This window comes from Bradyrhizobium paxllaeri (genome assembly GCF_001693515.2).
GTDB lineage: Bacteria > Pseudomonadota > Alphaproteobacteria > Rhizobiales > Xanthobacteraceae > Bradyrhizobium > Bradyrhizobium paxllaeri.
On the sequence record NZ_CP042968.1, the window covers coordinates 6096249 to 6122018 of the forward strand.

The following is a 25770-nucleotide window of genomic DNA, read 5'->3' on the forward strand; positions in this document are numbered from 1 at the left end:
CGGAAAAAGCTACCGCTTTGAACAGGTTAGGCGTCACGCAAACGCGGGGACGTTATTCATTTGCGAGATGCGGCGGTGCCGGTCGGCGCCGCTCAAGCCGTATTGCCCACCTTCCCGAAAGCCCCTGCCTCGGCCAGATCAGCCATACGTCGCTCATCATAGCCGAGGGTCTTTCGGAGCACTTCCCTGGTATGCTCGCCGAGCAGCGGCGCCGCCACCGGATCGATGGTTGGCGTCAGGCTCATCTGCAGCGGCGTTTCAATATTGGGGATCGCGCCCGCGGTCGGATGCGGAATCCGGCTGAGACGATGGCGGTCGCGCACTTCCGGCGCGTTGAAGCCTTCCTCCACGGTGCGCAGATAGCCGACCGGTATGTTGGCCTTCTTCATCTTCGCCATCCAGTGCTCAAGGCTGTCGCTGGCAAAAACGCCGGCGATGACGGCACGCAACTTTTCCCTGTTGGCTGTTCGGTCTTTCCGGTGCGCGAACCGGGGATCGGTGACGAGATCCGGCCGATCGAGCACATCGACTACGAGCCGGCGATACAGGCGGTCATTGGCGCAGGCCATGTAGAGCGGCCCATCGGAAGCCTGGTAGAGGCCGACGGTGGGCGAGCCGTTCGGTGAATTGCCGAAGCGGCCCGGATTCGCGCCGCTGATCAGATACGCCATGCCGTAGAAACCGGTCATCGACACGGCAGTATCGATCAGCGCGACCTCGACCTGCTGGCCGCGGCCCAGCCGGTCGCGGGCGATCAGCGCCAGCAGGATCGCGTTGCATGCCGACATGCCCGTCGCCATGTCGACGATCGGCGGACCGGTTCGCACCGGCTCGCCATCCGGAAACCCGTTGAGCGACATGAAGCCGCTTTCGGCCTGCGTGATCGGATCGAAGCCCGGACGCAAGGCGAAATCGCCCTTGCGGCCATAGGCGGAGATCGAGCAATAGATCAGCCGCGGATTGGTCGGCGCGACGGAAGCATAATCGAGACCGAACTTCTTCATCACGCCGCCGGAGAAATTCTCCACCACGACGTCCGCTTTCGCGATCAGTTCGCGGGCGACTTCGAGCGCCGCCGGATTGTTGAAATCGAGCACAATGCCGCGCTTGTTGCGATTGAGACTGAGGAACGCCGCGCTCTCGCCGCCGATTTCCGCGTGCTCATAGTGACGGGTATCGTCGCCTCCGTCGGGGTTTTCGATCTTGATCACTTCGGCGCCGAAATCGGCCAGCGTCTGCGTGCAGGCCGGACCTGCCACGACCCGGGTGAAATCGACGACCAATAGACCATCCAGGGCCGTCGGCTCTCCCTTGGCGCGCGGCATTCGCTCCGGCAATTGCGGCTTGGCAGTCATTTCCGGCGTTTCCCCTTGTTATTCTGCCTGGCGAAACAAAGGCTTTTCGCCGCGACTTCAAGGCTTTCTACCGGAACCGGGTGGGCAACGCCAAACCCCTATTTTGCAGGGCGGGACGTTCCGCCGACATAGCTCTCGTGACGGTGCATGAGTCCGCAGCGTTGCCCCCGCGGCCATGCTGCAGAGCGGGACGGACCGTTGATTCATCCCGGTTGGCCCAAAGAGCCGAGCGGTGGCTTGGCGAGGACCCGCTGCGAGCGGCGTTCGCCGCGTCGTTACCTCAGTGAAAGCGGGCTTTCCCTATTCGGTAATCATCTCACCGGAGCCGCCGAGTTCGGCAGGAAAGTCTTTGAGCTTGGGCAACCCGTCCCGCATCGGCAGCACCGTCTCGGCGTAGTTGACGTGTACGCCGGGCGTGAAGGGAAATGTCGGGAGAGTTGCGGCGAAGACGTCGACCAGCCCGAGCGTCGGATGATTGGTCATCAGATGACCACCGCACTCCTTGCAGTACTTGCGCTGACTCATCGGCGTCTTCTCGAAGGTTGCAACGTGTTGCGCTCCTGCCGTGATTTGTACCGCCTCCGGTTTCCAAAGGGTGAACGCGTTCACCGGCCCGCCGGACCACGAACGGCAGGAACGGCAATGGCAATAACCCATGCCTTCCGGCGCACCGGTGACCTGGACCTCGACCGCGCCGCAAAAACAGCTTCCAGTATGTTTCATGATTCCTCCCTCTCCTTGCACATAATCACAAAGTGATCAGGTCAGTTTGCACCAGGGAAACAACATCGAAACGCGCTCCCGGTAGCGGCGATATTCGTCGCCGAACATGTCAATCAGATCGCGCTCCTCCAGCATGATGCCGATGAATATGTAGGCCGTGGTTACGACGGCAAACAGCAGATGTCCCGCGCTCATCGTCGGCGCCGCCCAGAAGGCGATGATGAAACCGAGATAGATCGGGTGCCGGACAAAGCGGTAGAAGAACGGCGTCCGGAAGACCGGCGGCGGCATCTCGCGACCGGCGAGATTGTTGGCGACCTGGTGCAATCCGAACAGCTCGAAATGATTGATCAGGAAGGTGCTCGTGAACACGATCACCCAACCGACGAACGACAATGTCGCGATCGCCACGGCCATGTCGGGCTCCTGGATGCTCCAGATCAGGTCCGGCATTGGACGCCATTGCCAGAACAGCAACAACAGTGTCAGGCTTGCGCAAAGCACATAGGTGCTGCGCTCGACTGACTGCGGAATAAACTGCGTCCACCAGTGTTTGAACGATTTGCGCGCCATGACGCTATGTTGGATGGCAAATAACGCCATCAGCGCAAGATTGACGACAATTGCCTCGAATGTTCCCGATTTCGCGCCGGTATCGATCGCCTTCGGCACGGCGATGCCTGATACGAACCCGATGGCGTACATAATCGTGAACAGAAATGTGAGATAGGCCACACCTCCGAACAGAAATGCAGTGAATCTTAGCGCGTGATTGCCCGGATTCGCCGGGCGGATGGCTTGGATTTCCGTCATGAAATTGGCTCCGCTACAGGCAATGGAATCGCAACTCCTGATTCTCTCAGGATGCCGCAAAAGCGGCCACGAAACTTTGCCTTACGCTTCAGCTCTTCATTAGACGGACTTGATTGTTTCTTTAGGAAAGATGATGGGGCAAGTGAGATTCAACTTCGATAACCACATCCTGGACACCGATCGCCGCGAGCTGCGGCGTGGCAGCGATCTAGTTGCGATGCAACCGCAGGTATTCGACTTGCTGGTTCACCTGCTGAAGCACCGACATCGCGTGGTCAGCCGCGATGATCTCATTGCGCTGGTGTGGGGAGGACGGATCGTCTCGGACTCCACGCTGGACAGCCGGATCAACGCTGCCCGTAGCGCGATCGGCGACAACGGCAAGGAGCAGAGGCTGATCCGCACCATTCCGCGCAAGGGGATTCGCTTCGTCGGTGACGTGAATAGTCCATGCGAAGCGCGTGCCGCACCGCCGGCGGAAGCAGAACAGCCACGTGCGGCGCTCGCGCTTCCCGACCGCCCGGCGATAGCTGTGCTGCCGTTCGACAATATGAGCGGCGACCGGGAGCAGGAGTATTTCTCCGACGGAATCAGCGAAGACATCATCACCGCGCTGTCAAAACTGCGCTGGTTCTTCGTGATTGCGCGCAATTCCTCATTCACCTACAAGGGCAAGCCTGTGCACATGAGGCAGGTCGCCGCCGAGCTTGGTGTGCGCTACGTGGTCGAAGGCAGCGTGCGAAGGAGCGGCGACCGCGTCCGCATCACCGCACAACTCAACGACACCGCGACCGGCAGCCACATCTGGGCGGAGCATTACGACCGCGAGTTGACGGACGTATTCGCCGTGCAGGATGAAATCACCGACGCCATCGTCACCGCGATCGAGCCGCAGATCTACGCCGCCGAGAATTTTCGCAGCCGGCGCAAGCCGCCCAACAGCGTGGATGCATGGGATTTGGTGATGCGGGCGTTGTCCCACCATTGGCGGGTGACGCGGCCCGATAGCTTCGCCGCGCAGGCGCTGTTGGAACGAGCCATTGCGATCGATCCCAACTACGGCCAGGCGCTAGCGCTGTTCGCGACCAACCACATGTTCGGCGTGCATCTGGGCTGGAGAGATATTGCAACCGCGGCGCCAGTTGCGGAACAAGCGGCATTGGCGGCGATTGCCGCCGACAGCGAGGATGCCTGGGCGCATACGGCGCTGGGCAGCGTGTATTTCTCCACGCGCCGTCTCGATCATTCGCTGGCCGAGTTCGAGCTGGCGCTCCAGCTCAACCCGAACTTCTCGCTGGCGCAGGGATACTATGCCCTGGCCTTGACCTATACCGGGCGGTGGGAGGATGCCTTTGCGGCGACGCAACGCGCCATCCGCCAGAGTCCTCGAGACCCCTCTTCCGCCATCTACTACGGCGTTGCGGCCTACGCCCAGTTCGTCGGAAGAAACTATGAGGAAGCGATTACGCTGGCCCGCGAGGCAACTCGCCAGCGCGGCGATCTCACCGGCGCCTACCGGGTGCTGACCGTCGCGGCCGGCATGACCGGCCAGATCGACCTCGCGCGCTCCGCCCTGCAGGAATTGCGCCGGACCCAGCCGAATATTTCGCTCGCCTGGATCGCGACGCAGTTACCCTGGAAGCACGACGCAGATCGCGAGCATTATCTCGAAGGCTTTCGCCGCGCCGGACTGGAATGAACGCCGGCGACCTGGCCTGCGTTACTGCTGCTTTTCCCAGAACGACAGCAATCCCTGCGACGCCGAGCCGCCGATCACGCAGGGAATGCCGACCGCCACCTGCCCCAACGCCGCGGCCGAGACGCATCCGAGCGCGACCGCACCGACGCCGACCTGGCCCCAGAAGCTGAGGTCGCGGCGGCTATCGGAGCCCTTGGTCTTGAGCTCGTCAACGGCCGCCAGCGCATCCTTCCGCAGCGCTGCGATCTGCACCGTGTCCGCCGCCTCGACCACTTCGGCGAGCGGTACCTTCACTGCCGCCGGTTGTCTCCCGAGTTCGCCGCGGAGATATTCACGCAGACTGGCATCGCGGATCGCATAACTCGCGAGCGTATAGCGCGCCATGCTTCCGACCGTCAGCTTGTCGATCGTGTCGCGGCTCTTGCTCCATGGCAGCATCTGCACGATGCGCTGGATCGGTGCATGCGAACCGGTCGCGAAATAGTAACCCCACAGCGTATCCAGCAAATCCTGGTTGCCCGCGAACGTAAGCGTCGTGTTCAGCTTGCGCTCGTCCTTGGCGAAGGGATTCTTCGTGAAGGCTCCGCGCATCTTCTCCATCATGCCGGGCTTTACTTCCTCCAGCGGGATATCGGTCAAGGTCGGCAGCTTACCGGCCAGGTAGCTGTCGATCATGACCCGCCGGCCCGGCATTCGTGGCGCGACCCGGCGCAGCACGTTTCTCCAGTCGGGCAGCCCCGAATAGGCGATGGCGCGGACGATCACCCATTCGTCTTCCGGCCGGACGGGGAAGAAACTGGCAATGAGCTGCTCGGCCTTGGCCGGATTAGAGCTGATCGCACCGGCGATAAAGCCGAGATAGATGCCGGCATTCTCCGGCTCCTTGAACGTCTGCGAATGAAACAGCACACGCACGGCTGCCGGGACATGGGCATAGTCCGGCTTGGCCCGATAATTATAGATCCATTGCTGGACGACCCCGAGCGAGGCGCGCGGATCGACCTCCGGCGCCTTCTCTGCGTGCGCGGGCTGGATCAGCATGAGCGCGGCGGCAATGAAGGCGACATATCGCATGTGATGCTCCTGCGAGCGCAGACGCATGCGACGGTTCCGGCACATGCGTCCCAAGCACTCTCGATCAGGAAGCATGAAGCGCGCATTGCGACAATTCTGAGAAATTCGACCTTAACAAAAAGCGTTGAAATTGTGGCGTATGACGAAAAATTCGCCCGCAACTCACCTTATCCCAGACATTTTTTTGCCCTGCGCGGGCAATTCGATCTCACGTGATCAATAGGAGCCCCGCGGGACGTGGGGATCAGAGCGATTAGACGCATCACGCAACACAACCGATCGTCCCGATCGGGGCTGGTCGCTTGTCGAATTGCCGGTGTTCTCGGATTGATTTTCGCGACACCTGTCGTCGCCGAAACCGCGCCGCCGCCGCAAGGATCGATCATCGTCGAAGGCAACCGCCGCGTCGATGCCGAGACCGTACGCTCTTACTTCAAGGCAACTCCCGACGGGCGTTTCGACGAGGCCGCGCGTGACGCGGCGCTGAAGGCACTGATTGCGACGGGACTGTTCGAAAAGGTTTCCATCGAACGCGCCGGCGAGCGGCTAGTGGTGCATCTGTCCGAAGCACCCGTGCTCGACCGCGTCGCATTCGAAGGCAATAAAAAGGTCAAGGACGCCGACCTTGCCGCCGCCATCGAATCCAAGGCGCGCGGCTCGCTGCAACGCGCCACCGTGCAGTCCGACGTCGGCCGTATCATCGAGGCCTACCGGCGTGCCGGCCGTTCCGAGGTCCGCGTCGATCCGCAGATCATCGACCGTGGTAACGGCCGGGTCGACCTCGTCTACGCCATAACGGAGGGCGCCAAGACTCCAGTGCGGCAGATCGATTTCACCGGCAACAAGGCTTTTGGCAAACGGCAGCTCAGCGCGGTGATCAAGACCTCCGCCACGCATATGCTGAGTTTCCTGACCGGCGGTAACGTCTACGATCCCGACCGTGTCGCGCAGGACCAGGAACAGCTGCGGCGTTACTACCGCAGCAGGGGTTATGCCGATGTCAGCATCCCCTCGGCCAAGGCCGAGTACGATCCGGCGGCAAAGGGCTTCACGCTGAACTTCGCCATCGATGAGGGTCCGCTCTATCACTTCCGGGAAGTCACCGTCACCTGCAACGTTCCCGGCATGGATTGCGACAGGCTTCGTGCTCTTCCCACCGCCCACGCGGGCGCAGTGTTCGACGGCAATGCGCTGGATAAAACCACCGAGCTTCTGGCCATCGAAATGGCAAAGCTTGGCTATCCCTTTGCGGAGGCGACCCCTCGCCTCACCCGCGATGCCGCCACGCAACGCATCGACGTTGCCTTCGTGATCGAACAGGGACCTCGCGCCTATGTCGAACGGATCGAAATTCGTGGCAACACGCGTACCCGCGATTACGTGATCCGTCGCGAATTCGATATCGCGGAAGGCGATCCCTACAACAAAACGCTGATCGACCGGGCCGAGCGGCGCCTGAAGAATTTGAACTACTTCAAGACAGTGAAAGTATCGAATCGGCCGGGCTCGGCGCCCGATCACATCATCCTCGATGTCGAGGCGGTCGACCAGGCCACCGGCGACTTCAACATCGCCGGCGGTTACTCGACCGTCGACGGCGCGCTGGTCGAGGTCAAACTGGGCGAACGCAATTTCTACGGCACCGGCAAGAATCTGCAGTCCGTTTTCACTTACGGCCAGTATGCGCGCGGGATCAACCTGGCCGCGTCCGAGCCCTATTTTCTCGGCACAAAGGTCGCGGCTGGAATCGAACTCTTCGGCCGCCAGAACGACGCCAGCAGCTACCAATCCTACGGCAGCACCATTTATGGCGCGAGACTGCTGCTGGGCACGCCGATCACCGAGGAAATCGGCGTGCAATGGCGCTATGCGATCTACAATCAGAACATCACGCTATCGCCGAACAGCTCCGGCCTGACACCTTCGCTGGCCGTCCGGGAGGCGGCGGCCGCCGGTCCGACGTGGGTCTCCGCTCCCGGCAGCGTGACGACCTACAGCACGCTCGACAACATAAAGAGCCCGACCAGTGGAATCAGGTCACAGCTCAGCCAGGATCTGGCGGGACTGGGCGGCGACGTAAAGTTTCTGAAGACGACGGAAGACGTGCGCTACTACAAATCGCTCAGTAGCGATCTGGTCGGCATGGTTCGCGCCCAGGGCGGTTACGTCACCGGCTGGGGTGGCCAGCAGGTGCCGCTGATGAATAATTTCTTCGGCGGGCCGACCATGGTGCGCGGCTTTGCCCCGAACGGATTCGGCCCGCGCGACCTGACGTCGGGCACCACGATGGATAATGTCGGCGGCAGCGCCTATTGGGCGACGACCGCCGAACTGCAGAGTGCGATCCCCGGCATACCCAACGAGTACGGCCTCAGGGCCACCGCCTTCGTCGATGCCGGCAGCGTCTTCCGCTACAGCGGCTCGACGGCAGGGCTTCAGGTCGCCAACAAGAACGTCGTGCGCTCGTCGGTCGGCGCAGGCCTGACCTGGGCCTCGCCGTTCGGTGCCCTAACCGTCGACTACGCCGTACCGTTGACCAAGGCGGCCTATGACGTGGTGCAGCCTCTGCGATTCAGCGCTGGAGGCTTTTGACGGGAACGGGATGCTCCGTCGCGAACCCGTACAATAGCGCCAGCCGGTCGAGGCACTCGCGGAATCGCTTTGAAAAATAGTCTTTCCAGCGCCCCGTGTGCAGGCCTCTGCGCTGGCCGATCTGCTCCATGGTCATTCCGTGAACCAGGACGTCATGCACCAGCGCCGAACCATCGGCACCAAGCTCACGTTCGGCCCGGTTCAACCGCAGCACGGCCTTGCGCTGGCCCTCGGTAATCGGCTCGCGCCGCTGCCCGCCATCGACATAGTCGCGGCTCGGATCGACCGCGCGCGGTCCCCGCTCGGCCTTCTCCCAGTCGCTCTGGAACGCACGCCCCGCCTGATACTGCGCCTCGTCGATTTGGCGGTGCGAATGCAGGCGAGCGAGTGGATCGTTGCGGATCGAACGCAGCGCAACGATCTTCTCGCCCGGCTCCAGCGCCAGGGGATTATCGACCTCCACGGTTGCGACTTCGGCGTTGCGTAACAAGTCACGGGATCTCCGGTCATGCGTCCTGGCAGGATCGTACGGCTTTCGGCGTTTGGCTCTCGGCATCTGATGTGCTCCTTGAAAGCAGTGGAATTCAAGTTTGACCGGAAGGTCTATTCAATCGACGCGTCCGATATCTCCTCGCTGAGCAATTCGGACAGTTCGCGCCTGATGCCGCCCTCCGGCTCAAGCCCGATCAGCGCGCGCAGGTGCGCGATCCGATGCCGCCGCGGCAGCCGCTTCAGCCTGTCGGCCACGCCCGTCACATCAGCATTCTTTATGCCGCCTCCAACCACCCGCAGCACACCGGAACTCATCGCGCGTTCGGGCGGCATGACCGGATTTCGACTCAAATGAAAGTGCGGCGTGCAGTAAGCCGAACCCGGGCGGCGCGGATGGCCGCAGAAGGTGATGGCCTCGTTCTCTCCATCGCCACCGTAGGGATAGCGGCAATCATCCTTCTCCAGTTCGGTCACGGAGAGATGCCGTGGCTCGATCTCAACGCAGCGCAGCTTGAGCGGCTTGGCCGCCTTGAATAGCGGAACCGGCCAGACAAGCGTAGAGGTCCTGGAATCGCTGGCACGGGGCTCTGCGATGTCGTGCGGGTTTGCCGGTTTGGTGGGTATCATCGGTTGCCGACGATCGTCCGACCCCAGCCCCAGGCGACGGGCGCGCCCGAGCGCAGCATTGCGAGAGTAGGACGTATTGAATCGTGAGTTGATCGCCTGCGCGGCCTCCGAAAAGCTCAAGCCTTTGGCAATAAATTCCCGCAGCGCGTCCGAGTGCTCGGGCGCCCAGTTCGACAGTTCCATTTTGTTGTCCTTGCTCTTGTCAACGCCGCCCGACGTCGGCCCTCAATTTCTGATATTCCGAAATGAAAGTCAAGCTTGATTTCGGATAATCGGAACTGATATGATTTCCGGAATTCGGAAGGATTCGACCATGCTGGACATCAGATTGATCGAGCTGGGCCTGGAAAAGCCGGGCAAGACCAAGGGCGGGCTGGCGGCCGCAATGGGCGTTCGCCCTGGCGCCGTCTCCGAGATCCTGTCAGGGATACGCCTGATCAAGGCGTCAGAGATCGCACCGATCATCGAATATCTCGAACTGAACTCGGTGCCGATCATGGGCCGGGTCGGCGCCGGCGCCTCGATCGAGCCGGAACACGAACAGGTGCCGCCGGAGGGCCTCGGCGAAGTCGAACTGCCCTTCCCGATCGCCGAAGAGACCATCGCCTTTGAGGTATCAGGCGATTCCATGCTGCCGAAATACGAGAATGGCGATATTATCGTGGTCTATCGCGAGCAGCGTCACCCGCTGTCGAGCTTTTACGGCGAGGAAGCCGCCGTTCGCCTGAAGACGGGCGAGCGCTATCTGAAGACGATCGAGCGCGGAAAATCTCCGACCGCGGTCAATCTCACGAGTTTCAATGCCAAGCCGATCACCGGCGTCAAGCTGGAATGGATCGGCGAGATCTGCGTCACGCTGCCCAGGGGCCAGATCGAGCGGTTGCGTAACAAGGCAGCCGCCCGGGCACGCAAGGCGGCAAGGACGCCGGGTGGCCGCACGCCGGAAAAATAAAGCCCGTGACTTACGATTGCCGAATCGGGCCGAAGCCGCCGAGCGACTGCCCGCCTCGCGCCGTCACGCATAATTTCCGCTTTTCCGAATTTTATCCTTACAGAATTCGGATTTTCCTAAATACTCTGTCGATCGATTTCAGAGTACGGAATGAGGTCAGATCGCCAGCATGCAGTATTTCGTCGTGATGATCGACTACGGCCGGCGCGGCCGCGAAGCCATCGTCGATCCGGAAATCACCAGGCGCGAGGTCATTTCCCGGGTCGCGTCGGGTGAGTACAGGAATATCAGCTTCATTCATGAAATCGCCGATTGCTCGGTTGAAGATATCACTGCCGAGATTCTCAGCGAAGCGTCCTTGCCCGACATCGCGGCGACCGGCGCCGATCTGCAAGCCAACCATTTCGATCACCTCCGTGACTTGCGCAAGCATGAGCGCGCGTGAGCCTCGCTATTCCGTCAAAACATTGTGATCGTTAAGCCGCTTCAATCATCGACGGCTTGCTTAAATATTCTTCACGCAAACTCTATTCCGACGGTGCGGACAGTCGCGGTATTGTCGCGATTCGATTCCTCCGACTTGCAAAGTTCTTAAATCAACAATGTCTCCGTCAATGAAGGCTGATCTCGCCGCGCGCGATGGCGATCTCCGACTCTGCCTGCTGCTGGGTATCGCGGCCTGGGTTCTTTTTCTGGATCACGTCCCCCATAATGCGGTCAGCCTGCTGACCATGCGCAATTTCGGCTTCAGCGGCGCGACTGACCTGTTCGTGTTCGTCGGCGGCTACGCTGCCGCGGTCCTCTATGGAACGATGATGCTGGAGCGCGGCTTCATCGTTACGGCTACCCGCATCTTCAAGCGGCTGTGGCAGCTTTACGCCGCCTATATTGTCCTGTTCGTGGTCTATATCGATCTAATCGGATATGTCGCGCGCAAGTCCCGGGCATCTGAACTCATCGGCGATTTCAACGTCACGGGGATCGTCGACCATACGATCCGGACACTGATTCATGGCCTGCTGCTGCAGGCCAAGCCGCTCAATCTCGAGGTGCTGCAGCTCTTCATCGTGCTGATGGCGGCCTTCCCGCTCGTTCTGTTCGGCCTGGTCCGCCGGCCCAACATCACGATGGCGGGGTCGATCGGGCTCTACGCGGCAGCCCGCCAGTTCGACTGGAATCTGTCTTCGTTTCCGGATGGAAAGTGGTACCTCAACCCGTTCTGCTGGCAACTCCTGTTCGTGCTCGGTGCCTGGTTTGCCCTGAGCGGAGCGAATCAAATGCGTACCCTTCGTACGCTTCAGGACCTCGCGATCCTGCGTGCCGCTGCGTGGCTATACCTGCTCTTTGCGTTAGCGGTGACGGTGGCGGCGAAGTTTCCCCAGGCCGGCATCGTCCCAGACCTCCTGCGCGATGCCCTTCTATCGAAAGACAAGGAAACTCTCGCCCCGCACAGGGTGCTTCACTTCCTCGCGCTGGCTTTTCTCTTTGCCTATTTGGTGCCGCGAGACTGGTCCGGATTCAGATGGCCGGCGCTGCAGCCGGTCATCACATGCGGCCAGGAATGGCTGGCTGTGTTCTGCGCCGGTGTGTTTCTTTCGTTTGCCGCGCACCTCGTCCTGATCACAGGCCCAGACTCGCTTCTGATGCACGTGCTGGTCAGCTTCACCGGGATTTCGATCATGACCGGCGTGGCCTACTATGTGTCGTGGTCCAAACGGCAGGATCAAAAGCCGGCATTCCGAGCTCCGGCACTGACGCGACTATCGGAGGAAGGCCGGTTCGCGAAGTAATTCGCGCCGGCTTGTTCTCCACGAATCGCCCTCAATCCACGGGGAATGCTGCCTTCAACCGCGTCTCGCTATCGCGCAGCATGGCGGCATCGAGCCTTCCCTCGGCCGAGGCCACCATGGCGCAGGTGAAGATACGATAGAACTGCGTCCCGTCGAACGCGACCAGCAAGAGATCGACGCCGGCATTGAGCGCCTCAACCACCGCTGTGCAGACATTGCGTTGGTAGATCGCCCCCATCACGAGATCGTCGGTTATGACGACGCCCTGATGGTTCCATTTCTTGCGAATGATGCCGTCGACGACACGTTTGGAATGCGACGCGGGACGGTCCGGATCGACGGAGGTCAGCGCCACATGCCCGATCATCAATTGTGCTTTCGAGCCGGCCAGCACCTTCCTGAACGGGCTCCAGTCCGATGCTTCAAGCTCCTCGAACGGTGTATCCAGGTCGGCGCTGAAATGATGGGTATCGGTTCGTACGCGGCCGAGCCCCGGAAAATGCTTGACGGTCGCTCCAACGCCAGACGCTTCGAGGCCGCTCACATAAGCTTGCGCGATATCGGCGACGATCGCCGGATCATCGGAGATCGCGCGGCGACCGATCAGCGTATTGAAGTCGAATCGGTTGCGTTTCACTTCGGGCCGCAAGTCCAGCACCGGCGCGAAATTGACGGTGACGCCGAGCGCTGCCAACTCCTGCCCGTGAGTACGCCCGAACGCCTGGGCCTTTTCCGCGCGAACTTCCGGCGTTAGCTCCGCAAGCGTCGACAGCGCCGGCAATTTGGTCAAGGGCGGCGCCAGATGCGATACGATGCCGCCTTCCTGGTCGGCCGCAACGATCAGGGGCGGCAGGCTGGCAGCGCGCCGCTTCTCCTGCAGCGCTGCGATCTCTTCTTTCAGACGCGGCGCCGTAGATCCCACGATGTTGTGCCTGGTGATGTAGACGCCGGCGATCAGCCCCTTCTCGGCCAAAACAGCCACTTCGGCAAATGACGAGTATCCAACGATAAAGTGGCGCCCAAGGCTTCTTGTCTGCGCGGCATCAGCTTGCAGAACGCGCTGCTTGCGCCATTCAAACGAAGCATGCGCGCCGAGCATCGACAGCGATGGCAGACACCACAGCAGAATGAGCGCCCTCCCCGCAACGCCCCTCCTCCAGTAACCGCGGCGGATAAGGATGAGGGCAACCACGATACTCGCCGTGGCCAGAACGATATTTCCAGATCCCCGCAGCGAAATGAGATAGGGATCGTTCTTGTTGGCTGCGGCGAAAACGAAGACAGCTCCGGCGAGCCAGAGCAGGATGAGGCCAATACGTTTGAGAATTTTCATGGAAATGGATGGCGGCTTGCGCGACGAGACCGAACGAGACCATTGGCCGTATCAAACTTGTTTCGCCCGCGCGAGCCGCATAACCGCACCTGCACGGAAACTGCATAAGAATCCTGAAGTCTTGCAGACGACGCTCCAAGCAACTGCACAAGCGCACCGGATAGTTCTTCCTGCAAACCAGCGGGCGATCATCGAATGCCTATTCCGACAAGACTAGCGAATGACGGGTGGTGGCTATGCGAGCGCCCCGCGACCGCACTGGTTTGCAATTTTCCCGTCCAGACAGGTAGCGCAATAATGACCGATTTCACCACGCCGGCATCCGATGCAGGCTCCGTTCAGGAAGGTAGCCTTCCCATCAAGGCAGCCATTGTTCTCGCGCTGGCTGCGCTGGCCGATTGGCTGTTCTACGGGCACGGCATTGGAATATCGGCCGTCATCTTTGCGGTCGCCGTAGCCTGCGGCTCGATGATCGCCAACATCGCAACTCTAAACCGAAAGCAAGTGCTGCTGGCCGGCGTCCTCCTGCTGTTCGCCCTTGTCCCCGCCATCGAGGAATTCGATGTCGCGTCTCTGACCTTCATGGTGCTGGCCCTCGGCATAGGCCTGCTGCTGACGACCAATCGTGACCGGCACGATCTCGGCGAGCGAGCCGCGGGGTTATGCGATCTCTATCTGGTCGGCCCGTTCAGATTTCTCCGCGATGCCATCAGTGCGTTCAATCTACCGGCACTGAAGACCGGATTTGCCGTGTGGCTCATTCCCGTAGTGCTCAGCGGCATCTTCTTGTTTCTGCTGGTATCGGCCAATCCACTGCTCGAGAAGTGGATCAGCCTGCTGAACCCGGGTAACACGGCTTCTTACGTCAGTCTCGGACGAGTATTGTTTTGGACTGTGGCGCTGTCGATCGTATGGCCCTTTATCCACGTCCGGTGGAGCAGCAAGCGGGAGATGCCGGCAGCTTTTGCTGAAGCGGCAGCACTGGCGCAGGGAATACCATCGGTCCAAAATCACTTCTTCGGTGTTGCCACGATCCTGCGTTCGCTGATCCTGTTCAATTTGCTGTTCGCCGTTCAGACCATCCTCGACGCGATCTATCTTTGGGGCAACGTGGCTCTACCTTCCGATATCAGTTACGCTTCATATGCGCATCGAGGCGCCTATCCCCTCATTGTCACGGCGCTGTTGGCGGCCGGCTTCGTCCTGGCCGCCATGAGGCCCGGTGGGCCGGCCGAGCAGTCGAGAGTGATCCGGCCGCTGGTCTATCTTTGGGTAGCGCAAAACCTGCTGCTGGTGATGTCGTCGATCCTGCGCCTCGATCTCTACGTTCAAATCTATCTGCTGACCTGGTGGCGCGTCGCGGCATTCATCTGGATGGTCCTGGTCGCGATGGGTCTTGTCCTCATCGTCGCCCGCATCGTTTTGAGCCGTTCGAATGCCTGGCTGATCCGCGCCAACCTTGTCACCCTGACGGCAACGCTCTACGCCTGTTCGCTGATCAATTTTGCCTCGATCATCGCTGAGTACAATGTGAGCCATAGCCGCGAAGCCGGCGGCAAAGGGGTGTGGGTCGACATGAACTATCTGTTGTCCCTCGGACCGCAGGCATTGCCGGCCATCGACCGGGCCATAGCCCTTCGCGGGTTCGATCCGACCCTTGTTTCCCGCCGTGGTTGCCTTGTAGAACAGCAAAAGAAAGAAACGGCTTCCTGGCGCTCCTGGGGTTTTCGGAACTGGCGCCTCCAGCGCGCCCTGGATGCCCAACCAAAGAGTTCGACCACAGGCTAGTTCGACTGCAAGCCGATTGCGCCGGGAGAGACGTTTGACGCACCGCATTCTCATCGTTGACGACGATCTTCACATCCGCGAGGTCATCCGCGTCGCCCTGAAGAAGGCCGGAATGGCCATCTTCGAGGCGCGCGACGGCAAGGAAGCGTTGACCCGCTTTGCCGCCGACAAGCCCGATCTGATCATTCTGGATATCGGCATGCCGGAATTCGACGGCCTGGACGTCTGCCGGGAAATTCGAAAAGCCTCTGACGTGCCGATCCTGTTCCTCTCCGCGCGCGACGACGAGATCGACCGCGTGCTGGGCCTGGAAATCGGCGGCGACGACTACGTCACCAAACCCTTCAGCCCGCGCGAGCTCGTCGCCCGCGTGAATGTCATTCTCCGTCGCATCGCTTCGCGCGGGCAGGATGCGAAGGCGTCGCAGGCCGCGCTTTCGCAAGGCAGGTTGTCCGTCGATCCCGACCAGCATGTCGCCGAGTTTGCGGGCACGCCGCTTCGGCTGACGGCCATCGAGTTCGGAATCCTCAGGGCCTTCCTGACGCGTCCGACGCTCGTCTTCAGCCGTGAACAGATCATGAGCGCCGCCTATCAGCTCAACATCCAGGTATCGGATCGCACCATCGACAGCCATATCCGGAATATCCGCGCCAAGCTGTCCGCCGTGAATTGCGACAATGTCATCGAAACCATTCATGGCGTCGGCTTCAAGCTCGGACGATGCGAGCCGCAGGCATGATGCCCCACAGGGCTGAAAAATGGCGACCGTCGGTAGGACAGGTCATTTTTACCGCGCTGGCCACTGCGGCGACGCTGCCACTGGTCGGGCTGTTCTTCTTCCGCCTCTATGACAACCAGCTCATTCACCAAACCCAGGCCGAGTTGATCGCGCAAAGCCGGGTGCTCGCCGCCGTTTATGCGCGGGAAGTAGAATCCCGCCTCGGCACCGGGATCACGCTCGGCGCTGAAATTCCGCCTGAGGCCCGCTCGGGCCGGGAAGACGAGCTCACGCCGATCCGGCCCGCGCTCGATCTCGCCGCAGGCGCCGACCTGCTTCGGCGGCGGCCCGATGCGCTTCCGGCAAGCGCGCTCGCATCGCAACCCTATGTCGAGATCGGTGCGCGGCTGATGCCGATCATCCGGGAAACCCAGAAAGTCACGCTGGCCGGTTTCCGCATCCTCGATCCCCGCGGTGTCGTGATTGCCGGCCGCGACGAGGTCGGCCAATCGCTCGCTCATATCGAGGAGATCGCCACCGCGCTTCAGGGACAATACCGGGCAGCCTTGCGGATCCGCAAACCCGACAAGCCGCCGCCTCCGATCTACTCGATCAGCCGCGGCGTCGGCGTCCACGTATTCTCGGCCATGCCTGTCATCGTCAACAACCGCGTCGCAGGCGTGGTCTATACGTCGAGGACGCCGAGCAATATCTTCGATCACCTCTACCAGGAGCGCGGCAAGTTTATCCTGGCGGGACTTGCGGTTATTCTCGCGACCATCATCATCGGCCTGGTTTTCTCCCGAACCATCACCCGCCCGATGCGCGAACTGGTCGATCGCGCCGCGCGCATCAGCCGCGGCGACCGCGATGCATTTCAACCGCTCGCCCATTACGGCACGCGCGAGTTCGCCCAGCTATCACACAGCTTCCTCGACATGGCCGAACAATTGTCACGGCGGTCGGACTACATCGCGACGTTTTCGTCGCACCTCACCCATGAATTGAAGTCGCCGCTGACATCGATCAAGGGTGCAGCCGAACTCCTGCTCGATTCCCTGCAAAGCAAATCCGACACGCTCACCCGGATGGAGCAGAAGAATTTCATATCGAACATTCTGGGTGACACCGGGCGCCTGGAAGCCATGACCCAGCGCTTGCGCGAACTGGCCCGCGCCGAAACCGCCCCGCAGAACGAGCAAATCGAACTATCTCAAGTGATAAGCGGACTGAAGAGCCGGTTCCCGACACGAGCGATCGAGGCCACCGGCGACCTCGAGCGCTCGATCGGCATGTCCAGTGAAAAGGCGCTGATCGTGTTGTCGCACCTGACCGACAACGCCATCCGCCACAACGCAAAGCGCGTGCGACTCGAAGCCGCTGCGGAAGAAGCCTCCGTCAGGATGACCGTCAGCAATGACGGTGATCCCATATCCGAAGCGAACCGCGAGAAGATCTTCGACGCCTTCTTCACCACGCGCCGCGATACCGGCGGCACGGGAATGGGGCTCTCGATCGTCCAGGCGATCATGGCCAGCCATGGCGGATCGATCCGGCTTCTGCCATCCAACCACGGCGTTACGTTCGAGTTGCAGTTTCCGGCTGCCTAGCGCCCCCTGCTCAAACCCGCTCGATAATAATAGCCGGCGCCATGCCGCCAGCGGCGCACATCGTCACCAGCCCACGCTTGAGATCGCGCCGCTCCAGTTCGTCGAGCACAGTACCGATCAGGATCGAGCCGGTCGCGCCGATGGGATGACCGAGCGCGATCGAGCCGCCATTGACGTTGACCTTCGCGCGGTCGAGCTTGAGGTCGCGAATGAACTTTTCGGCGACGACCGCAAAGGCCTCATTGATTTCGAACAGGTCGATATCGTCGAGCGTGAGACCCGCCTTGGCCAGCACCTTGCGGGCAGCCGGCACCGGCGCATTAAGCATCAGGGTCGGCGAGTCGCCCATGTTGGCCATCGCGACCACGCGGGCGCGCGGCTTGAGGCCATGCGCTTTTGCGTAGCTCGGCGACGCCAGCAGGATAGCCGCCGAGCCATCCACGACGCCGGAGGAATTGCCGGCGTGATGTACGAAGTTGATGTCGAGGTCGGGATATTTGTCGAGGATGAGTTTGCGATAGGTCGTGCCCCCGTCGTCGAGCGGATAGTCCGCCACGGCGGGAAAGGCGGCCTTCAATGCGGCCAGCCCTTCGAGCGTGGTTTGCGGCCGCGGATATTCTTCCCGATCGAGCGCGAGACTGCCGTCCTCGCGATACACTGGCACGAGGCTCTTGTCGAAATATCCACCCTTGATCGCGGCTGCCGCGCGCTTCTGACTTTCAAGGCCGAGCTCATCGACGTCCTGCCGCGTGATGCCTTCCAGCGTTGCGACTGCGTCGGCGCAGACGCCCTGATGCGATTGCGGATGCCGGGCACGGAGGCGGAGATTGCCGTTGTCCATCATGAACGGGCCCTCGCCGCGCCGGCCCTCCATCGACATCATCTCGGTGCCGCCGGCGATCACCAGATCCTCCGAGCCCGACATGATCGAGTTGGCCGCCATGTTGACGCTGGTGATGCCGGAGCCGCAGAACCGGTCCAGTGTTACCGCGCTGGCGCGGACGTCATAGCCGGCATCGAGCGCCGACATCCGGCCGAGATCGCCACTCTGTTGGCCGCGTTGCGAGCTGGTGCCCCAGACGATGTCGTCGACATCGGCGGTATTGATGCCGGTCCGATCAGCCAGCGCGCGCAATACCGTTGCGCCGAGCTGTTGCGGATGAATGCCCGAGAGGGCGCCCTTGCCGGCCTTGCCGATGCCTCGCGGCGTTCTGCATGCGTCGATGATCAGCGCGTCAACCATGGTGTTTTCCTTCTTGTTGCTTGGCCGCATTTGCTGCCGATCGGGTAGCGAAGTCAATCTGGTCAGCGAACTCGTGGCCTGGATGAGCGCAGCGATGTCCAGGGCCTATCCATCGTCCATCCCGGATGTCGCTTCGCCCATCCGGGCTGCATCATCATTACGTCACTACCCGCGCAGCGCGAGGATTTTTTCTGCCGCACGCAAATGCGGCTTGTCGATCATCTTGCCATCGATCTTCACAACACCCGACGTTGGATTGTCGTTGAAGGCCTTAACCACCTTCTCCGACCAGGCGACTTCCTCGTCCGTCGGCATGAAGGCGGCATTGACGACATCGACGTGCTTGGGATGGATCACCGCCTTGGCCAGGAACCCATCCTGACGCGCGGCAACGGACTCTTCCCGCAGCGTGTCCAGGTCATGGATATCAGTCGCGATGGTATCGATGGCGACAACGCCGGCCGCAGCCGCGCTGATCAGGCAGAGGTCTCGCGCCAGCAGGAATGGCCCGTGAAAGCGGCCGGCGGTTCGGTTCCGCGACGCGCCAAGCGACGCCGCGAGATCCTCGGCACCCCACATCATGCCCCACAACCGCGGGCTCATGTTCTCGAAATCGAGCAGCTTGAGCACCGCCCTCGCCGCTTCCGTCGCCACGGTGACTATTCGCGTCGAGCCGTGTTCGATCGCCGCCGCAGCTTCGAAGGCATCAAGATAGAGCGAGAGGCGATTGACGTCGGCGGCGCCGGCGCATTTCGGCAGCACGATGCCGTCGGGCCGGCCCGGCATGACGGCCGCGAGATCGCCGAGCGTCATTCCGGTGTCGAGCGCGTTGACGCGGACATACATCTTCTGGTCCGCCTTCCGGACGTCGAGCATCTCGCGCACCGTGCGCCGCGCACCAACCTTCTCGTCCGGCGCAATCGAATCCTCGAGGTCGAGGATCAGTGCGTCGGCTGCGGTCTTCTTCGCGCTTTCGAACTTGCGCTGGCTGTCGCCGGGAACGAACAGGAACGAACGCATCGCCTCACGCCTTCGGCTTGCAGTGCATCAGGCCGGTCCGGCGGCAGCTCGCCACCACCTCGCCGCGCTGATTGGTCATGGTGTGCTCGAATTCCACGATACCCTGGTTCGGCCGCGACTTGCTCTCGCGTTTGGAGATGATCCTGGTGTGCGCCTTGAGCGTATCGCCGTGAAATACCGGCTTGGGGAATTTGACGTCGGTCATACCAAGGTTGCCGATCGTGGTACCGAGCGTCGTATCGTAGACGCTCATGCCGATCATGATGCCGAGCGTGTAAATGCTGTTGAACAACCGCTGGCCGAATTCGGTACTTTCAGAAAAATGAGCATCGATATGCAGCGGCTGCGGGTTCATGGTCAGCAGGCTGAACATGGTGTTGTCCATCTCGGTCACGGTCCTGGAGAACTCATGATGAAACTCCCGGCCGACCTCGAACTCCTCGAAATACAATCCCGCCATCAGCGCCCCCTGTAGTTCGGCGTCCGCTTTTCGACGAACGCATTCAAGCCTTCCTGACAATCCTCCGTCGTGGCGACAAGCGCAAAACTCTCGGCGGCGTTTTCGACCGAGCGACGGAAATCGGCGTCGACCGCCCGCATGAAGGCATCGCGCCCGATCTTCATGACAATGGGTGATTTGGCGGCGAGCTTGCGTGCGATTTCCCGCGCACGCTCAAGCGCGGTGCCCTTCGGCACCACTTCGCTGAGCAGCCCCATGCGAAAGGCAGTTGCAGCGTCGAATGGCTCGCCGAGAAACAGCGGACCGAATGCCTGATGCTTGCCGACCAGCCGCGGTAGTTGCACAAAGTGGATGGCTGGAATCAGACCGACATCGATCTCGGGATAGCCAAAGGTACAGGCGTCGCCAGCGATAATCATATCGCAGGAAATCGCGATCGTCATGCCGCCGGCCCGCACCGCGCCATCAACGGCGGCGATGGTCGGCTTGCCCATGCGATACTGGGTATCGTTGAGCGCGAAATACAGCCGCTCGAGGAATTTCTTGGTCTCGATCCCGGGTTTGCCACGGACGATGTCGAGATCGAGCCCGGCACAGAACACCTTGTGCGCGCTGCCGATGATGACGGCACGCACCGCTTCGTCGTCTCTCGCTTTCGAAAGCGCCGCCAGCAGTGCGTCGATCAGGTCCATGCTGAGCGCATTGACCGGCGGCCGATCCAGCATGATCTCGGCAATATTGCCTGTGACCGAATAACGGACGAGATCGGTGCTCATGCCTTGCCTCCCTTGGCCTGGCGCACTGCGCCGGCCTTGACCAGATCGTCGATGGCGCCGCGCTCGAAACCAGCTTCGAGCAGCACCTCGTAACTGTCCTGGCCTATATCAGGTGCGGGACGCAAGTCATCCTCCGAAAAGCTCGCAATACCCGGCGTTCGCGGTGAGTACACCGGCCCGACGCCCGGCGTGTCCTGACATACCGCAGCCCGTGTCGCCTCGACATGAACGTTGCGCAGCCATTCCCCGGGATCGAGTATCCGTTCCGCAATAAGATCGGCGGCGTGCAGACGCGACAGCCAGCTATCCGTCGGCTGCGTCAGAAACACCTCCCGCAATTGCGGGATCAGCGCATCTACGGCGTCAGCACGTCGCGCAAAGTCGGCAAAGCGCGGATCGCTGGCGAGGTCATCGCGCCCGATTGCCGCGCACAGCCGCTTGTATTGCGGCTCGTTCACCAGCGTGACCATCATCCAGCCGTCCGCTGTCTGATAGGAGCCCGCTGGAACGTTCAGCGCACGCGGCGCACCGCCCTCCAGAATATGTTCGGCGACCTTGTGGCCAAGCAGCGCGGAAGTAGATTGGCAAAGATTGACGTCGATCCAGCGGCCAGTGCCGACGGTCGCACGCGCGAACAGCGTCGTGGCGATGGCCTGAAAGGCATAGACACCGGTCACGACATCGGAGATCGTGGTGCCGGCCCGATGTGGAGTGCCATCATTGCCGACATTGATCGACACAAAACCGGAGAACGCCTGTGCCACGGAATCAGAGCCCGGCCGTTTCGAATAGGGACCACTCTGCCCGAAGGCGCTGACCGAGAGATAGATCAGACCACGATTGTCGCGCGACAATTCATCGTAACCGATCCCGAGCCGCGCGGCGACGCCCGGCCGGAAGCCTTCGATCAGCACGTCGCAGTCCCTCGCCAGCTTCCGAGCAACCGCGACCCCATCCTTGTGCTTCATGTCGAGGCAAAGGCTGCGCTTGCCGCGGTTATAGACGGCCGACAGCGTGGTATGACTTCCATACGTCGTGCCGAGAAACCGCGACCAGTCGCCCTCCGGCGGCTCGACCTTGATGACGTCGGCCCCGTACACGCCGAGCAGCATCGCGCAATAGGGCGAGGCGATGCCCTGCCCGAAATCCAGCACACGCAGGCCGCGATACGGCGCCTCATGCGTCGGCGATAGCTTGCGTTCAATGGCCATTTCGTCCCCCGGTCGGGCCGAAAGCTACAGCGCGAGATAGCGCTGACGAATGTTTTCGTTGGCTTTCAGCTCTTCGATCCCGGATGTGTAGACGATCTGGCCCTTGTCGATAACCGTCGCGTGGCTCGCAAGGCCAAGGCAAAAATGCATGTTCTGTTCGGCAATCAGCACGGTGGCGCCGGTGCCGCGGAGCTGCCGCAGCAATTCACCGATCCGCTGCACGATAATCGGCGCCAGCCCCTCGCTCGGCTCATCCAGAAGCAGCAGCGCCGGATTCCCCATCAGCGTGCGCGCAATGGCCAGCATCTGCTGTTCGCCACCCGACAACCGCCCCGCGATGCGGTGACGCAGCGGCTCCAGCAGCGGAAACACGTCGTAAATACGCCGGATCGGCCACTCGTCCTCGCCATTGGGCCCCTTCTTGGCACCGATGACGAGATTGTCCTCGACCGTGTGTTCAGGAAAGATCTGGCGATCTTCAGGCACGAAGCCCAGACCGGCGCGGGCGATGTGATGCGGTCGCAGTCCGGATACCACTTTGCCGTGCAGGGTGACCTTTCCTCGGCGGGCGGGCGCAAGACCCATGATCGCTTTCATCGTGGTCGACTTGCCAGCACCGTTGCGGCCGAGCAGCGCCATGGTCTCGCCCTGCCGCACCGACAGGCCGACGCCAAACAATATTTGGCTGGTGCCGTAGTAAACGTCGAGGTCTTCGACCTGCACCACCGGCTGCGTGCTCATACGTCGGCCCCCGCGTGATGTTCGGTGCCGAGATAGGCCTCGATCACGGCTTCGTTCCGCCGGATCGCATCCGGCGTGCCGGTTGCGAGAATGCGCCCGTAGCACAGCACCACGATCTCGGGCGCGATCTTGAACACGATATCCATGTCGTGTTCGATGAACACAACCGTGATCTTCTGCTTCTCCCAGAGCTCCCTCACCTTGTCGATCATCCGCCAGCGCTCTTCGGTGCCCATGCCGGCGGTGGGCTCGTCGAGCAGCAACACTTCGGGATCGAGCACCAGCGCCAGCGCAATATCGAGTAGCTTCTGATCGCCATGCGATAGCGTCGCAGCAGTCCGGTTCCGCTTGCTGGCCAGACCCAGCAGCTCCATCGCATGCTCGGCGCGATCACGCGTCTCGGCCAGGGGAAAGCGACGGTGCAGGACGCTCGCCTTGCGCTGATCGGCACACACCGCCGCCAGCATCGTCTCCTGCACCGTCAGCGACGGAAAGATGCTCGCGACCTGGAACGCGCGGCCGATGCCGTGGCGCACGATCTCCGGCGGCGTGCGCCCGGCCAGATCGACGCCGTTGAGCAGGATCTGGCCGGCATCCGGCGTCAGCGCGCCCGTGATCAGATTGAAGAACGTGCTCTTGCCGGCGCCATTGGGGCCGATCACGGCGGTGAGCGAACCGTCGGCAAAGTCGAGCGTGACATTGTCCGTCGCCTTGACGCCGCCGAACGATTTGGAAAGGGCGCGTATCTCCAGCATGGCTACTTCCCGCGATCATCGCGGCGCTGCGCGTACCATTCGATGACGAAATCCATCAGACCCTTCCGCAGGCCGATCGCGAAGAACAGGATCACGATACCCAGCACGAGCCCGTGATATTCAGTCAGCCGGGTGACGGTGTCGTTGAGGATCAGCAGCAGCACGGTGCCGACCATCGGCCCAAGGAACGTGGTCACGCCGCCAAGCATGTTGATGAAGATGCCCTCGCCCGAAATGGTCCAATAGGCGAATTCCGGATAGGCCCCCGAGACGAACAGCGCCATGATGACCCCGCCGGTCGAGGCGAACAGCGCCGCGAGCACAAAGATCGTCAACTTGGCGCGCCAGACATCGATACCAATGAAGCTCGCACGCGTGGCGTTGTCGCGGATCATGCGTAACGTATAGCCGAATGGCGACTGCGCGATCTGATGCATCAGGAACAGTCCGATCACCAGTAGCGCGCAGCTCGTAACGTAGAGATGCAGATGGTTCGACAGGTCAATGCCCCAAAATGGCGGCCGCGGAATGCCGCCGCGCAATCCCTGATCGCCGCCGGTCAGGGATACCCAGGAAAGGATGGTCGAGTGGATCAACATTTGAAACGCCAGCGTCACGAAGGCGAAATAGATTTCCTTCAGCCGCACGCAGATGGCGCCAATGACGAAGGCTGTGACAAACGTGATTGCGAGCGTGGCAACGAATGCCACCGGGACGGAAACGCCGGTCTTCTGCATCATCAGCCCGAAGCCATAGGCACCGAGGCCAAAGAACATGCCATGGCCGAATGAAGTCAGCCCGGTGTAACCGACCAGAAGGTTGAGGGACGTCGCGAACAGCCCGTAGGCCGCGCAGCGGATCACAAAGTCGAGCAAAAACTTGCTGCTGAAAACCATCGGCAACAGCGCAAGAATGACAAAGGCCGCCAACGCGATCAGAACATCACGATTACGCCGCGGCTTTGCCCGGACATCAGCGGCGTCAAGTGCATGCGCGCCCTGATCGGCCTGCACCTCGGTCATGCGACCTCCTTGCCGAACAGGCCCGTCGGCCGCGACACCAGGACGATCACCATGAACAGATACATCAGCCCTTCCGTGAACAGGGGAAAGCCGAGCGATCCGAACGAGCGGATCATGCCGATCAGCAGCGCCCCGATCAGCGCGCCCAGGATCGAGCCCATGCCGCCGATCACGGTGACGATGAAGGATTCGATCAGCACCGAAAATCCCATGCCCGGCGTAAGCGACCGCACCGGCGCGGCAAGCGCCCCGGCGAGGCCCGCCAGCATCCCGCCGAGCGCGAACACGCCGCCATAGATCAAACCGGTGTTGATGCCGAGCGCGGACACCATGCCCGGATTATGCGCGGCCGCCCGGATCACCTTGCCAATTCTCGTACGCGCCAATCCGAGCCCGAGCACCGCCGCAGCCGCCAGCGCGACACCGATCAGCAACAGATAATATGGCGGCACCACCCCGCCCGCGATGAACAGCGGCGCCACCTGGAACGCCGCCGGCATGCCCATCGATTTGAATTCGGGGCCCCAGATCATCCGCACGACGTCATCGAAGATCAGCACGAAGGCGTAGCAGACGAGGAGTTGCATCAGCACATCGGCGCCGTAGACGCGGCTCATGAAACCGCGTTCGAAGACGAGGCCAAGAATGGCGGTGCCGGCCGCGCCGCACAGCATCGCCAGCGCAAAGCTGCCGGTGAGTTGATAGGCCGTCATCGCGAAATAGGCGCCGAACATATAGAAGGCGCCGTGGCTGAAATTGACGACCTTGAGCACGCCGAAGATTAGCGTCAGCCCGACGGCGACGAGAAACAGCAACATGCCGATGATGAAGCCACTGGTGGTTTGCGTCACCAGACAGGCGGAGCTGGCGAGACAGCCGGTAAGCGCGTCGAGGTCCAAGGGAAGCATCCATTACGGCACGCCGCACTTAACGGCGCGCGAGAAACATTCGGCAGCAGACGGAGGTGGCTTGCGGC

The 25770-nt window shown here is 61.5% G+C and carries 24 protein-coding genes; 8 read left to right on the plus strand and 16 right to left on the minus strand.

What is annotated here, in order from left to right; all coding sequences use genetic code 11:
• Positions 1–92 precede the first annotated feature (92 nt).
• From LMTR21_RS29140 to mddA, 3 genes are all read right to left on the minus strand, one after another.
• Positions 93–1355 (minus strand): CaiB/BaiF CoA transferase family protein, encoded by a 1263-nt coding sequence (locus LMTR21_RS29140; RefSeq protein ID WP_065754272.1) that lies wholly within the window; start codon positions 1353–1355, stop codon positions 93–95.
• A gap of 300 nt (positions 1356–1655) precedes the next feature.
• On the minus strand, positions 1656–2078 hold the full coding sequence (locus tag LMTR21_RS29145) for a GFA family protein (RefSeq protein WP_065754271.1): 423 nt from the start codon (positions 2076–2078) through the stop codon (positions 1656–1658).
• 36 nt (positions 2079–2114) lie between these two features.
• Positions 2115–2891, minus strand: a complete 777-nt coding sequence (mddA, locus tag LMTR21_RS29150) for a methanethiol S-methyltransferase (protein WP_065754270.1) — start codon at positions 2889–2891, stop codon at positions 2115–2117.
• A gap of 142 nt (positions 2892–3033) precedes the next feature.
• Here mddA and LMTR21_RS29155 point away from each other — a divergent pair, with 142 nt between their 5' ends.
• The gene (locus tag LMTR21_RS29155) at positions 3034–4590 is read left to right on the plus strand and encodes a winged helix-turn-helix domain-containing tetratricopeptide repeat protein (RefSeq protein WP_065754510.1); all 1557 of its coding nucleotides are present in this window, start codon (positions 3034–3036) and stop codon (positions 4588–4590) included.
• A 21-nt stretch (positions 4591–4611) separates the two neighbouring features.
• Here the strand turns inward: LMTR21_RS29155 and LMTR21_RS29160 are convergent, their stop codons facing one another.
• Positions 4612–5664, minus strand: coding sequence for a hypothetical protein (locus LMTR21_RS29160; RefSeq protein WP_065754509.1), 1053 nt, complete (start codon positions 5662–5664; stop codon positions 4612–4614).
• 327 nt (positions 5665–5991) lie between these two features.
• On the opposite strand from LMTR21_RS29160, the gene bamA reads away from it, so the two are divergent.
• Positions 5992–8256, plus strand: coding sequence for an outer membrane protein assembly factor BamA (gene bamA, locus LMTR21_RS29165; RefSeq protein ID WP_246174422.1), 2265 nt, complete (start codon positions 5992–5994; stop codon positions 8254–8256).
• Here the strand turns inward: bamA and LMTR21_RS29170 are convergent.
• A complete protein-coding gene (locus LMTR21_RS29170; RefSeq protein WP_065754269.1) occupies positions 8237–8812 on the minus strand; it encodes a DUF6456 domain-containing protein in 576 nt (191 codons plus the stop codon). The genes bamA and LMTR21_RS29170 overlap by 20 nt on opposite strands.
• Before the next feature lie 47 nt (positions 8813–8859).
• Positions 8860–9558: a GcrA family cell cycle regulator gene (locus LMTR21_RS29175; protein ID WP_065754268.1), complete on the minus strand. Its 699-nt coding sequence runs from the start codon at positions 9556–9558 to the stop codon at positions 8860–8862.
• A 130-nt stretch (positions 9559–9688) separates the two neighbouring features.
• On the opposite strand from LMTR21_RS29175, the gene LMTR21_RS29180 reads away from it, so the two are divergent.
• From LMTR21_RS29180 to LMTR21_RS29190, 3 genes are all read left to right on the plus strand, one after another.
• The gene (locus LMTR21_RS29180) at positions 9689–10327 is read left to right on the plus strand and encodes a LexA family transcriptional regulator (RefSeq protein WP_065754507.1); all 639 of its coding nucleotides are present in this window, start codon (positions 9689–9691) and stop codon (positions 10325–10327) included.
• Between the two features lie 169 nt (positions 10328–10496).
• Positions 10497–10772, plus strand: coding sequence for a hypothetical protein (locus LMTR21_RS29185; protein WP_065754267.1), 276 nt, complete (start codon positions 10497–10499; stop codon positions 10770–10772).
• Between the two features lie 220 nt (positions 10773–10992).
• Positions 10993–12117, plus strand: coding sequence for an OpgC domain-containing protein (locus LMTR21_RS29190; RefSeq protein WP_246175901.1), 1125 nt, complete (start codon positions 10993–10995; stop codon positions 12115–12117).
• A 31-nt stretch (positions 12118–12148) separates the two neighbouring features.
• Here LMTR21_RS29190 and LMTR21_RS29195 read toward each other — a convergent pair whose 3' ends face one another.
• Positions 12149–13450 carry a glycoside hydrolase family 3 N-terminal domain-containing protein gene (locus LMTR21_RS29195; RefSeq protein WP_065754265.1) on the minus strand — a complete coding sequence of 434 codons (1302 nt, stop codon included), beginning with the start codon at positions 13448–13450 and terminating at the stop codon, positions 12149–12151.
• A gap of 297 nt (positions 13451–13747) precedes the next feature.
• On the opposite strand from LMTR21_RS29195, the gene LMTR21_RS29200 reads away from it, so the two are divergent.
• The 3 genes from LMTR21_RS29200 to LMTR21_RS29210 are packed head-to-tail and all read left to right on the plus strand — an operon-like array spanning position 13748 to position 17566.
• On the plus strand, positions 13748–15238 hold the full coding sequence (locus LMTR21_RS29200; protein WP_065754264.1) for a DUF4153 domain-containing protein: 1491 nt from the start codon (positions 13748–13750) through the stop codon (positions 15236–15238).
• A gap of 34 nt (positions 15239–15272) precedes the next feature.
• Positions 15273–15977 (plus strand): response regulator transcription factor, encoded by a 705-nt coding sequence (locus LMTR21_RS29205; protein WP_065754263.1) that lies wholly within the window; start codon positions 15273–15275, stop codon positions 15975–15977.
• A complete protein-coding gene (locus tag LMTR21_RS29210) occupies positions 15977–17566 on the plus strand; it encodes an ATP-binding protein (protein WP_065754506.1) in 1590 nt (529 codons plus the stop codon). Before LMTR21_RS29205 ends, LMTR21_RS29210 begins: the two co-directional genes overlap by 1 nt.
• 10 nt (positions 17567–17576) lie before the next feature.
• Here the strand turns inward: LMTR21_RS29210 and LMTR21_RS29215 are convergent, their stop codons facing one another.
• From LMTR21_RS29215 to LMTR21_RS29255, 9 genes are all read right to left on the minus strand, one after another.
• Complete coding sequence (locus LMTR21_RS29215) at positions 17577–18809, minus strand: acetyl-CoA C-acetyltransferase (protein ID WP_065754505.1); 1233 nt, start codon at positions 18807–18809, stop codon at positions 17577–17579.
• 165 nt (positions 18810–18974) lie between these two features.
• Positions 18975–19829 (minus strand): HpcH/HpaI aldolase/citrate lyase family protein, encoded by an 855-nt coding sequence (locus LMTR21_RS29220; protein WP_065754262.1) that lies wholly within the window; start codon positions 19827–19829, stop codon positions 18975–18977.
• Positions 19830–19833: 4 nt separating this feature from the next.
• Positions 19834–20289: a MaoC family dehydratase gene (locus LMTR21_RS29225; protein ID WP_065754261.1), complete on the minus strand. Its 456-nt coding sequence runs from the start codon at positions 20287–20289 to the stop codon at positions 19834–19836.
• Positions 20289–21065: an enoyl-CoA hydratase/isomerase family protein gene (locus LMTR21_RS29230; RefSeq protein WP_065754260.1), complete on the minus strand. Its 777-nt coding sequence runs from the start codon at positions 21063–21065 to the stop codon at positions 20289–20291. Before LMTR21_RS29230 ends, LMTR21_RS29225 begins: the two co-directional genes overlap by 1 nt.
• On the minus strand, positions 21062–22276 hold the full coding sequence (locus LMTR21_RS29235) for a CaiB/BaiF CoA transferase family protein (RefSeq protein ID WP_065754259.1): 1215 nt from the start codon (positions 22274–22276) through the stop codon (positions 21062–21064). The genes LMTR21_RS29230 and LMTR21_RS29235 overlap by 4 nt, the downstream gene beginning before the upstream one ends.
• Positions 22277–22300: 24 nt before the next feature.
• Positions 22301–23017: an ABC transporter ATP-binding protein gene (locus LMTR21_RS29240; protein WP_065754258.1), complete on the minus strand. Its 717-nt coding sequence runs from the start codon at positions 23015–23017 to the stop codon at positions 22301–22303.
• The gene (locus LMTR21_RS29245) at positions 23014–23772 is read right to left on the minus strand and encodes an ABC transporter ATP-binding protein (RefSeq protein ID WP_065754257.1); all 759 of its coding nucleotides are present in this window, start codon (positions 23770–23772) and stop codon (positions 23014–23016) included. The genes LMTR21_RS29240 and LMTR21_RS29245 overlap by 4 nt, the downstream gene beginning before the upstream one ends.
• Before the next feature lie 2 nt (positions 23773–23774).
• Positions 23775–24794 (minus strand): branched-chain amino acid ABC transporter permease, encoded by a 1020-nt coding sequence (locus tag LMTR21_RS29250; RefSeq protein ID WP_065754256.1) that lies wholly within the window; start codon positions 24792–24794, stop codon positions 23775–23777.
• Entirely contained in the window at positions 24791–25693 is a 903-nt protein-coding gene (locus LMTR21_RS29255) for a branched-chain amino acid ABC transporter permease (protein WP_065754504.1), read from the minus strand. Before LMTR21_RS29255 ends, LMTR21_RS29250 begins: the two co-directional genes overlap by 4 nt.
• Between the last annotated feature and the right edge of the window lie 77 nt (positions 25694–25770).